This window comes from Dolichospermum compactum NIES-806 (assembly GCF_002368115.1).
Classification (GTDB): domain Bacteria; phylum Cyanobacteriota; class Cyanobacteriia; order Cyanobacteriales; family Nostocaceae; genus Dolichospermum; species Dolichospermum compactum.
Genome location: NZ_AP018316.1, coordinates 3311350 through 3322243 on the forward strand (window position 1 = coordinate 3311350; position 10894 = coordinate 3322243).

Here is a 10894-nt window from a genome sequence, read left to right on the forward strand (position 1 = left end):
GTTGGCAATGTTGGGACAGTTGTTAGCATATCAAAAAGGGGATTTTGTGACTGCACTGGACTATTTACAGCAGTCTTTGGTGATATTGCGGCGTATCCAATCTCCCGATGCTGAGACAGTGAGAGGATTTATTAATGATGTGCAACAAATGGCAAACGGTTAAGGTACTTTCTTAAACTTATAAATTTTGAAAATGCCGCAACAAACATCAAAACAAGAAACTGAATGGGAGTTTGCAGAAATCTGGGTAGATACGTTGATATCGCCTCCTTATATTCTGATGTTAGTCAAAGAATAATCAGGAAAATTCTGTATCCATAACCCTGCACAAAACTATAAAATCATCTTTGCCAGTTTTTTTCGATAGATAATTCGATTCAAACTTATTAAACTTAGCTAACAATTCCTCACGGGAAAGATTAGATAAATTAAGTAATAACTGGGTTCTTTCCGTCAAAGAAAGTTCCATCAACTGACTGATAATAGCAGATAACTCCTCATCTAAATTACCAAAACGCACCGCTAACAAACTCTCGACCATCAAACGCTGTCCTTCCTGTCTTCCTTCCTGTCTTCCTTCTTCAAGTCCCTCTTGTTTCCATTCTTCCCGTTGTTTTAGAGACGCTGATTACGTCACCACTTCCTCTAAGATACAAGGTTGGGTTAGGCAACAGCGTCAGCTGACGCATTTTTGAGGTTTTGTGCCTCAATTCAACCTATGTAATTTCATGATTTTGAGCTTAATCGACAAATATTGCCAGAAGAACCCCAAAGGCGACCGCAACTGTGGCAAAATGTCAATTATTTAAAACAATTAATTACAGAGAATTTATCTAACTTAAAGTTATTCCCCACAGAATCGCCGATATTATGTTTTCAATTGCCTAGTGCAGCAGCAGCATTAACAGCCGGAAAGCATTTGCGAGAATCAGGAATTTTTGCCCCAGCCATTCGTCCCCCCACAGTTAGCACCAGCCGCATTAGAATATCTGTAATGGCTACCCATGAGTTAACACATCTTCAGAAATTGGTATAAGTGATCAAAAACATGAAAGGGTAAGGCTTTATTGAGTTTAGCAGCGATAGCGAAGCGCTGCTGCAAGCAGTTCGCCTGGAATGTTACGGTAATGAAAATTATTTCGCGCAAAGTCGCAAAGGAGCAAAGACGCAAAGAAAGAGATTTTCTTTTTAACCCATTGTAGAGATTTAGCAAAAAATTAAATCCTGGATATCCTGATTCTGACAATTATTATATAATCAATTTTGCTTACCTACTTATCAATAAGTAATCTCACTGGAAAATTTTATGCCTGTTTTTCTACAAACTCTGAAAGAGTATTGGGAAGCGATGCCTACGGCGAGCGAAGCTATCGCCCTCTTTCAGCAGTCTTTACAAATCACTGAAAGCATTGGGGATATCCAAGGTAAAGCCATGACATTATGGTGGTTAGGGCATATCGCAAAACAACAAGGATGACAATTATGAAGCCGCTAAAATATGGCAACTAGAAGATGAATATGAGCAATTACCATAGGTCTTATAGGCAATTAGGATATTATAAGAATAGCGTAAAAGGTGAATCAGATGGTTGTCACAATTTCTCAAGCTAAAAAAAATCCAGTTGGAGCTTTGCTATCAAATCTAACATGGGAAACTCTGGAAAAATTAGATGCAGATTTGGCAGAAACTGGAGCGCAGTTAACTTATTTAGATGGGTATTTAGAAATTATGACTCCTTTATCTGATGCCCATGAAGAACCTAAAAATACTTTAGGTCAGCTTTTAGAGATTTATATGCGGGTGAAAAATATTCGTTTTTATGGACGTGGTAGTACAACAATTGGGACAAAAGAATTAGGCGCACGCAAAGAACCAGATGAGTCTTATTGTTTGAGTAAACGCAAACCAGTTCCAGACTTGGCAATTGAGGTAATAGTCACCAGTGGTGGAATTGACACCCTAGAAATTTATCGTCGAGTCGGAGTATCAGAGGTTTGGTTTTGGCAAGATGGTGTAATTTCGGTTTATTGTTTGCGTTCTACAGGATATGACTTAGTAAGTAAGAGTGAATTATTACCAGAATTGGATTTGCGGTCACTAGAGTTTTATTCTCGAATGGCAGATCAATATGATGCAGTGAATGCTTTTATGCAATCGTTGATGTAGAGAAGCGATGCCTACGGCGAGCGAAGCTATCGCCCTCTACCAGCAGTCTTTACAAATCAGTGAAAGCATTGGCAATATCCAAGGTAAAGCCGCGACTTTGCACTGTTTAGCTAACAAATGGCAAACAGTTAAGGTACTTTCTTAAACTTCCAAATTTTGAAAATATTATGAAGCCGCTAAAATGTGGCTACTAGAGGATGAATATGAGCGATTGAATAATCGTATTTTACAACAAGATTCTGATTGATGATGAAGATTAAAAATATTATAGCCCCCTCCTCGCTTGCGGGGTTGGGGTTGGGGTTGTCTTGTCATAAACCAGTATTTTCTTATATCAGTATATAAAGTTTTATCGTCAGCGTGTTCAATATCCCGATTCTCAAAGCGTGAGGGAAATTATCAATGTTCTGCACAAATCAAGGCATTAGACCCTTATGATACAATAATACTAACTCAATTAAGAACTCTCCTCTAATTTTTTAACTCCCCAATCATCAATCCATGACCAAAAAAGTAGATATTGGTAGTAAACGCTTAATCAGTCTCGCCCCCGATAATTGGGTACAATGGGTAACACAAAGAAAAGATATTCGGGTGAGAGAGTTTATTTCTTCAGAATTTCAATGGATAAGCCGCGATAACGACGTACTGATTAAAGCCGAAAACCCAGAAGGGGAGTTTTTAATTCTCAATGAGCTACAATTGCGTTATAACGAGAAAGTTCCTCTCAGAATGACGGCTTATATAGCTTTAGCCAGAGAACGGTATAATTTACCCATTTATCCTGTCCTTATTAATATTTTACCCCACGTAAAAACACCCAACATTCCCAAATTCTACCAACAAGATTTTATGGGAATGAAAAGTTATCAAGACTATCGGGTAATTAATCTCTGGGAAATTGAAGCTAGTTTAGTATTTGCAGAAAATTTATCAAGTTTATTACCCTTTGTACCAATTCTCAAAGGAGGTGGTGAAGAAGCAATTGTCAGAAAAGCAGTAATTAAACTGCGGGAAAATGAACAGTTAAGCGATTTAGAACCCTTATTATCATTTTTTGCATCCTTTGTCCTAGAAATACCAATAGTTCAACAAATCATGAGGTGGGATATGACAGTATTAAGAGAATCACCCTGGTATAACGAAATCCTCAAACAAGGGTTACAGGACGGTTTACAACAAGGTTTACAACAAGGTTTACAACAAGGTTTACAACAAGGTTTACAGCAAGGTGAAGCTAATTTAGTTATTCGTCAACTATCAAAGCGTTTTGGTAATCTAGATATAGCAATTGCATCACAAATTCGCCAGTTATCAAGTCCTCAATTAGAAACATTAGGAGAAAGTATCTTTGATTTTTCTGCTATGGCTGATTTAGAAAACTGGTTACAACAAAATACTGATTAAAAAAGATAAAATCTGGGAATTGATTACGTCACCACTTCCTCTAAGATACAAGGTTGGGTTAGGCAACAGCGTCAGCTGACGCATTTTTGAGGGTTTGTGCCTTAATTCAACCTATGTAATTTCATGATTTTGAGCTTAACCGATAAATATTGCCAGAAGAACCCCAAAGGCGATCGCAACTATGGCAAAATGTCAACTATTTAAAACAACTAATTACAGAGAATTTATTTAACTTAAAGTTATTACCCACAGAATCTGCGATATGCACTTGAATAAGGTACAGAATCTACAGTAAAAGTTATATGCTAAGAGACTCCAGACTCCAGACTCCTGACTCCTGGTATATCAATATGTTACCTCATATCCAAACCTTAATCTCATTAATCGAAACCTTACCCTTAAATATCCAAAAACAAATAGTAGAACATCTGCAAGAATATATTCAACAATTTACCAAAAATTTAGATCCTGAACAAAAAATCATCCCAACAGATGATTATTCCTCACAACTTTCTCCAGAAGAATTGGAAATGTTGAATAATTGCACAGAAATTCCTGTCTGGTCTCCCTTTGATTCATCGCAGTGAATATAATTTCTGGATGCTAAAACCCAGAGAATTTATCAGTAGAATTAATCCAAAATCTAAAATATAAAATATAAAATCGGATGATCTTTAACTTTTCTAATACCGCCTTTTCCGTAACTGAATTAACCGACTACCTAAAATTACTCTTAGAACAAGATGAAATTCTTAGACAAGTATGGGTAACAGGGGAAGTTTCCAGCGCCAATCATCACCAAAGTGGGTTATTTTTTACACTAAAAGATACGGATAGTACAGCCTCTATTAAGTGCGTATCTTGGAAAAGTCAAATAGCAAAATTGGCACAAATGCCTGTGGCTGGCGAACAGTTAATTATTTTAGGCAGTATTCGCATTTATCCACAACGGGGAGAGTATCAACTAACAGTGTGGCAAGCCTTACCTGCAGGTGTAGGTTTACAGGCGTTACGCTATCAACAACTAAAAAATCGCTTACAGGCTGAGGGACTATTTGATACAGAAAGAAAGAAATACATTCCCCCACATCCACAAATTATCGCTGTCGTTACGTCCCCAACAGCAGCCGCTTGGGGTGATATTCAAAAAACCCTCAAACATAGATATCCCAGCTTACACATCTTATTTTCTCCCGCGACAGTGCAAGGGGAACAAGCACCAGCATCCATAGTTAAAGCCATTGAAAGAGTCAAAAAAGATGGTCGTGCAGAAGTATTAATTTTATCGAGAGGTGGTGGTGCTGTTGAAGAACTAGCTTGTTTTAATGATGAAAGAGTCGTTATGGCTGTTGCTAATTGTCCAATACCAGTAATAACAGGAATTGGACACCAAAGGGATGAATCCTTAACAGATTTAGTCGCTGATTCATGCGTACATACACCAACAGCCGCAGCGGAAACAGTTGTCCCGTCACTGTCTGATTTACAAATTCAACACCAACAGCGAATTACAGACTTGTGTACAGCGGTAAATTCATCATTAGCAGCTAGGGAAAAGCAACTTCAAGGATTAAAACATCGGTTGCGTCAATTGCGCTTAGATAGACAAGTAGAACAGGAAAAAGACAAGTTATCTTGGCAACAGCGGCAATTATTACAAGTAACAACGGGAAAATTACAACAAGCCAATCAACTCTTAGAAATGTTACGCCAAAAATTGGCGAGTATTGACCCTAAATCTGTATTACAGCGTGGTTACGCAGTAGTGATAACAGAAAATGGTGTAATTCCTCGTTCTGTATCAGAATTAACTATAGGAGAAAATTTAGTGATTCAGTTGGCACAAGGTCAGGTAACAGTTAAAGTTATAGAAGTTACTGAAGGTTAAATTCTGGAAAAGTATATTTTCAGACTTCAGACTTTATGCCCAGGATGCTCTACTGTACGATGTAAGCTATGTCCTATCATGATTCTGCCTTGTTACAAAAAATTTCTGTCGAGATTTGTCAATCAATTATTGCTATTCAACAACAGCAACCGGAATTATTGATTGCAAAATATCGAACTATTAACTGGCAAATATCTACAAATAAATCGGCTTTAAGTGCAAAATTTAGAGCCATACTCAGTCAAACACAAAGCTGGGATGAATTATTACAAAAACTGCAATCATCACTGAAAGCGGTGCTTGTTCCCGCAGCTTTTGATTCACAAATACTATCAGATTTAATATCTGCTATTGAGCAGTTAAATTCAGAAAATATTAATGTAAATGCTAACCATTTACTCCCACGCCAATCTGCAAATATAACTATTTTGCTTTTAGATGCAGAAAATCTGCAACTTAATACGAATACAGAAAAGTTTTTAACTACAATTTGTGATTCTCCTATACAAGTTAAAATTGCTTTTGCTAATTGGTCAAATCGCGGAAAATTGGATTTAGAATTACATGAACGTGGCTATGATTTAATTCATGTTCCTGCTGGTAGAGATAATGCTGATGGGAAAATGATTGCGGTGGGTTCTTCGATTCATGAGCGCTATCCTCATGTTAAGGAAGTGTTTGTTTGTTCCTCAGATAAGGTAATGACAAATTTATGTAATACATTACAACAAAATGGGATATTAGTTTATCAAGTTAGTCAACATGGAGAAAATATTAAGGTATTTAATAGTGCAACCAGTGAAACTGTGAATTATTCTCTGAAACCTGTTCCAGAAATACCTTCTATAGAGCAGTTTATTTTTCAAGTTAAGAGTTTGATTAAATCACAACAAAAGCAAACTGCAAGTTATTGGGTAAAACTTTCGATTTTGTCTAAATTATTTAAAAGTAAACATCAATTAACTATTAGTCAAATTATTACTCATCATTTTCCTGGTAAAAAAGCCAAAGATGTATTTATTAACTATCCATCTGAGATTGTTATTCATCAAATTGATGAAAAATCTGAATTATATGTGACAATTTTTGAAGATCATCAACCCCAATCAGAAGATAGTCAAGCTAATGTACAAGCTACAATATCCAGCGAATTATCTGCTATTAATTCTGCCGCAGATTTAGAACAAGCGATTAAAAATATTTTGACTGATTTAAGTAAGTTAGATAATCAGCAATTTGTTGATATTAGTATTTTGGGTAGTAAGTTTTATCAGCAATATGGTCAACCGATTACGGAACAAATCAAACAATTACAGATTAGTGGTAGTTTTGTGAAGTTTTTACATTCTTGTAATTCTTTGCAAATTCAGCAGGTAGGTAAAAGATGGGAGGTGGGTGTGAAAAAATCTGAACTATGATTTGTGTGATTTATTTGATTTAGATGATTAAAACTAGAATACCGAAATAGACCAATAATAATTTAATTATTCTTCCTTCTTCCTTCTTTCTAACTCGGTGACTCCTTCTTCTAATTAAACCCAGAATACCGAGATAGACTGTACTATAAATATAGTCTGTAAAGAAATGTAAATATGATGATGTTACAAGATAAAGTTATTGTCATTGTCGGTGCTACTGGTGGTATTGGTGCTACCTTAACTCGTCAGTTGTCCTCTACTGGTGCGCGGTTGGTACTTGCAGCTAGGGACGGGGAAAATTTAGCTGCATTAGCAAATCAGTTATCAGCAGACGTGCTGACAGTTCCCACAGATATTACTCAACCTCAACAGGTGGAAGCATTAATCCAAGCGACAATAGCCCAGTTTGGACAAATTGATGTCCTTGTAAATGCAGCCGGGGCGGGGATTCTCAAAGCCTACAACAACATTGAATCGGCAGATTTAGAGGCAATGCTGGATCTCAATTTAAAAGGCTGTTTTTACACGACTCAAGCAGCAGCGAAGGAGATGCAAAAACGGAAATCTGGTCATATTTGCAATGTTGTCGGTATTCTTGGTAAACATTCAATGCCTATGGCTGCGGCTTATTCTGCGTCTAAATTCGGTGTTGTGGGTTTTAGTAAATGTATAGCGGAAGAACTGAAACGTTTTGGGGTGAAAATGACACTTTTTTACTTTGGAGGGATAGATTCTCCTTTTTGGGATAAGGTAAATTTAAAAGTAGATCGGAGTAAAATGCTGAGTTGTGAGACTGCGGCAAATGCTATTTTTTATGCTTTATCGGCTGAACCACAGGCTATTCCCATGGAAATTAATATTCAACCTGAGAGTCATTTATTTTTCTAGTGTGTAACAGATGTAATACCAAATTAAGATGAGGCTGCATAAAATAATATTTCCAGAATAATTGAACGCAGATAGACGCAGATAAACGCAGATAAATACGGATAAATTAATGGATTTCAGGATTCTGTGCAGCCTCACATAAAATTGGTAAAAAGATGATAGTAAATACTGGATTTAAAAGAAATTATGCTGCAAATTGATCACGTTCACTTTTATGTCGAAGATGCCCAAAGGTGGCGAGATTGGTTTGTATATTGTCTTGGTTTTCAAGCAGTGAATGATGGTATTTTTCCCAGGTTTTTTCATCATCCCAAATCGTTGCATACTTGTACAGAAGTGGTGAAAAGTGGATCTGTCTACTTTTTACTTTCTTCTGCGATTTTACCGACTAGTCCGGTGGCTGAGTTTTTGCGTGAACATCCTCCTGGTGTGGCTGATATAGCCTTTGTAGTTGATGATGTAGAAGCTTTGATAGCAAAGGCTATAAGCAATGGGGCAAGGATTCTCCAACCTGTTCAAGATGCTGAATTTTGTCAGTATGCCAAAATTGCTGCTTGGGGTAGTTTAAATCATACCTTAATTACTAAAAATAAACCAAAAATAGAAGATAACGAAAATATTTTACATAATTCTATTACGGCGATTGATCATCTAGTTTTAAATGTGGGTGTTGGTGAGTTAGAAACTGCTATTAATTGGTATCAAAAAATCTTTGATTTTCAACCTCAACAGACTTTTAATATTAAAACTGATCGTTCTGGTTTGCATAGTCAGGTAATGATTTCACCTCATGGCAATATTCAATTACCAATTAATGAACCAGCTTCGCCGAGTTCACAAATTCAAGAATTTCTAGACGTAAATCGAGGTGCAGGTATTCAACATATTGCCTTATTGATACCTGATCTTGTGAATGCAATTTCTCAATTTCGGACTGCTGGGTTATCTTTTCTTTCTGTTCCTCAAAGTTACTATTCCCAGCTACAACAACGATATAAATTTTCTCTTTCACTCCAAGAATTAAAAGCCATATCTCACCAACAAATTCTGGTAGACTGGCATGAAGATGCTCACCCAGGACAGTTATTATTACAAATTTTCAGCCAACCTATTTTCTCAGAACCAACTTTTTTCTTTGAGTTTATTGAACGTCGTTCTCTGGCTCAAGGTTTTGGCGAAGGTAACTTTCTGGCTTTATTTCAAGCCATTGAACGCGAGCAAATTAAACGCGGTTTTGTCGGCGGTTAGTAGACTGGTAATTGGGGAATATGCAGACAAATTTTCCAGATGTCAAACAATTTTGCTTTACTGAACCAGAATAGATATTATCTGGTTGGGGCGACAAAGATTGCCGCCCCAAGCCACCCTAGTACCGCAAGGCGGAAGTCAAAAGTCAAAAGTCAAAATGAAGACAGTATAGGCTTTTGGAGGATTTAGAATGGTTGGTTTATTTCCGCCAAGCTGTACTAGTATTTTTGGGTAATTTGTTTTTTTGTGTTCCCTAAGGGACTTCCCATTAAAAAAATACCCAAAAATTTCTTGTGGTGCGGGACGAAAAGCCCGCTAATCATCAAGGACGGGCAGGATGCCCATCCCACAAAATTGGGTAATTTGTTTTTTTGTGTTCCCTAAGAACCCTACCTAGAAGATATTGTTGTTGTAATTATCCAGGTGTGTGTGAATAGTGATGCCAGCGTCTATAGGATAGAGAACGTCGGTGTTCGATTTATAGGGGTTCGGTAAATTCGATGCACTGGAAATACCCGATTTCCAGTAGGAAGATGTAGCTAGAATCCTTGGAGTCCGTGAATTGGAGGTTTCGTTACCTGTTAATCCTTGCAGATAGCCATCACCTTTGCCATCCCTATTTTGATCTGGCGTTAAGGCTTGCAGCCACTGAATTCCCTCGTTGATATAGTCACGAGCATCTTGATCGTTAGAATTAGGGGTATCAATCGAATTACCAGCGAGGTAATTCAGCCAGCTAGTCACTAAATCCCGTCCGAGTATGTAACGCGCGTCTCGGTTATTGGGGTGCATTGAGGAATCAACAATCTGAAGTGCCTGTGCGCGGGTGTAGAAGAGGGTATCTTCTCCTCGGTCAGTTTTGCCATTGCGATTGTAGTCTCCTATGAGCAGTCCCACTCCGTATCTACGGGTAACAGGATCTAAGACTTTTCCGGGACGGGCAGAGTTGGTATAGGGTGAGAGTAAGAGGTCGCTATTTGGGAAATTCGGCCTTGTTTTTTGGGAGGGTTCGTTGCCTTGGATGCCGTCCCAGAATTTCTGCCATTTGGTGTTTTGCCAAAAATGAGCATTGCGGACACCGGGTGCGGCCATGATTGTGTCAATATCGGTGGCAGTGTTGTTTTCGAGGTTGGTGTCGGTGAAGTCAGAAGGGGCGGTAACCGTCGCGGTATTGGTTAAGGTTCTATGATAGTCGGAAACTTTGTGGCTGGCAGGGCCACCAACTACTGTTCCCGTCACTTTGTAGGTGATGCTACTACCCGCTGGCAGGGTTACGTAATCCTCGATATTGTCAGTTCCTCTGGCTTCATTGTCTGTGGCTCCCTTAGCTGCCTTGCTTGTCCACTTCACGTCTGTCAGGTTGCTGGGGAATAAATCCTCTACCAGCGCGTGAGTAGCGGTATCAAGACCACAATTGCTAACTACAATGGTATAAGTTACCAATTGTCCGGGTACTACTTTGGTCAGGTAATCGGTCTTGGTGATCTTTAGGTCGCCAGTACGAGTCAAGTTAACGGTATTGGTATCAGTGTCTGTGACTGTTGTTCCATTACTACCTGTACCTGTACCTGTGACGATGTTAGTGATTGAACCCCCATCAATCTGTGCTTGAGTAAGAGTGGCTGTTGCCGTACCAATTGCCGTTATCCCTACTGCTAGGTCATCAGCCGTACTATCACCATCTAAGTCCGTGAGTCCGGTAAGAGTAATGTTACCAAGTTGGTTATCATTGGCAGTAACGTTAAATAGAGAGACATTGCCATCGTTTTTCACTGCGTAGTTGTAAACGATTTGGTCGCCAGCATTTTCTTTACCGTCACAGTTGGTATCAGCTACGCCATCGTTGCTCTTAGTAACTTTAATGACTGGATTCAGCAG

11 protein-coding genes and 2 pseudogenes are annotated in these 10894 nt (G+C 38.3%); 11 read left to right on the forward strand and 2 right to left on the reverse strand.

What is annotated here, in order from left to right:
- Positions 1-298 precede the first annotated feature (298 nt).
- Positions 299-541: a hypothetical protein gene (locus CA730_RS26265; protein ID WP_330221267.1), complete on the reverse strand. Its 243-nt coding sequence runs from the start codon at positions 539-541 to the stop codon at positions 299-301.
- A gap of 207 nt (positions 542-748) precedes the next feature.
- On the opposite strand from CA730_RS26265, the pseudogene CA730_RS15565 reads away from it, so the two are divergent.
- The 11 genes and pseudogenes from CA730_RS15565 to hppD all read left to right on the forward strand — a co-directional run.
- Positions 749-1036, forward strand: a pseudogene (locus tag CA730_RS15565) (8-amino-7-oxononanoate synthase); the annotation flags it as partial.
- 270 nt (positions 1037-1306) lie between these two features.
- Positions 1307-1477: a hypothetical protein gene (locus CA730_RS24515; RefSeq protein WP_157749992.1), complete on the forward strand. Its 171-nt coding sequence runs from the start codon at positions 1307-1309 to the stop codon at positions 1475-1477.
- Positions 1478-1585: 108 nt separating this feature from the next.
- Positions 1586-2167, forward strand: a complete 582-nt coding sequence (locus CA730_RS15575) for a Uma2 family endonuclease (RefSeq protein WP_096668630.1) — start codon at positions 1586-1588, stop codon at positions 2165-2167.
- Positions 2168-2174: 7 nt separating this feature from the next.
- Positions 2175-2312: a hypothetical protein gene (locus CA730_RS24520; protein WP_157749993.1), complete on the forward strand. Its 138-nt coding sequence runs from the start codon at positions 2175-2177 to the stop codon at positions 2310-2312.
- A gap of 356 nt (positions 2313-2668) precedes the next feature.
- Positions 2669-3574: a DUF4351 domain-containing protein gene (locus tag CA730_RS15580; RefSeq protein WP_096668632.1), complete on the forward strand. Its 906-nt coding sequence runs from the start codon at positions 2669-2671 to the stop codon at positions 3572-3574.
- A gap of 146 nt (positions 3575-3720) precedes the next feature.
- Positions 3721-3837: pseudogene (locus tag CA730_RS25700) on the forward strand (8-amino-7-oxononanoate synthase); the annotation flags it as partial.
- 39 nt (positions 3838-3876) lie between these two features.
- The gene (locus CA730_RS15585) at positions 3877-4161 is read left to right on the forward strand and encodes a hypothetical protein (RefSeq protein WP_157749994.1); all 285 of its coding nucleotides are present in this window, start codon (positions 3877-3879) and stop codon (positions 4159-4161) included.
- An 80-nt stretch (positions 4162-4241) separates the two neighbouring features.
- Complete coding sequence (gene xseA, locus CA730_RS15590; RefSeq protein ID WP_096668636.1) at positions 4242-5462, forward strand: exodeoxyribonuclease VII large subunit; 1221 nt, start codon at positions 4242-4244, stop codon at positions 5460-5462.
- 68 nt (positions 5463-5530) lie between these two features.
- Entirely contained in the window at positions 5531-6880 is a 1350-nt protein-coding gene (locus tag CA730_RS15595; protein WP_096668638.1) for an NYN domain-containing protein, read from the forward strand.
- A gap of 177 nt (positions 6881-7057) precedes the next feature.
- The gene (locus CA730_RS15600) at positions 7058-7768 is read left to right on the forward strand and encodes an SDR family oxidoreductase (RefSeq protein WP_172891261.1); all 711 of its coding nucleotides are present in this window, start codon (positions 7058-7060) and stop codon (positions 7766-7768) included.
- A 186-nt stretch (positions 7769-7954) separates the two neighbouring features.
- The gene (gene hppD / locus CA730_RS15605) at positions 7955-9016 is read left to right on the forward strand and encodes a 4-hydroxyphenylpyruvate dioxygenase (protein ID WP_172891199.1); all 1062 of its coding nucleotides are present in this window, start codon (positions 7955-7957) and stop codon (positions 9014-9016) included.
- A gap of 393 nt (positions 9017-9409) precedes the next feature.
- On the opposite strand, the gene CA730_RS15610 is transcribed toward hppD, so the two are convergent.
- The coding region (locus CA730_RS15610) for a DUF11 domain-containing protein (protein WP_157750068.1) at positions 9410-10894 on the reverse strand (1485 nt) is incomplete at its 5' end.